General features: G+C 63.4%; 1 protein-coding gene. It reads right to left on the bottom strand.

Translation table 11 applies throughout. The annotated features are described in order from the left end of the window. Positions 1-295, bottom strand: a 295-nt coding sequence (locus C5P05_RS00880; protein ID WP_114968024.1) for a 4Fe-4S binding protein, incomplete at both ends; no start/stop codon positions are given.

Genomic DNA, 295 nt, shown 5'->3' with positions numbered 1-295 from the left:
GCGCTTTTGCGACCAACCTTGTCCAGCGACAGGGGCTGGCCATCGCGGCGCATGCGCATGGAGCGGTCGCCCTCGACTTTCTTCTCGATCCACAGGAAGATTTCGGTGTACACCGTCTGCGGGCAGGCATAACCGCACCACAGGCGCCCGGCCACCGCTGTAAAGAGAAACAAGGACAGCGCGGAGATGACCAGGATGCCGGTGAGGTAGATGAAGTCCTGCGGGTACAGCACCAGGCCGAAGATGTAGAAGCGGCGCACGCCCAGGTCAAACAGCACCGCCTGGCGCTGGCCCC

The sequence above is a fragment of the Rhodoferax ferrireducens genome (assembly GCF_003347515.1).
In the GTDB taxonomy this organism is placed as follows: Bacteria; Pseudomonadota; Gammaproteobacteria; order Burkholderiales; family Burkholderiaceae_C; genus Rhodoferax.
Note: the sequence above shows the minus strand (reverse complement) of the source record. Positions and strands in the feature narration are given on the sequence as shown.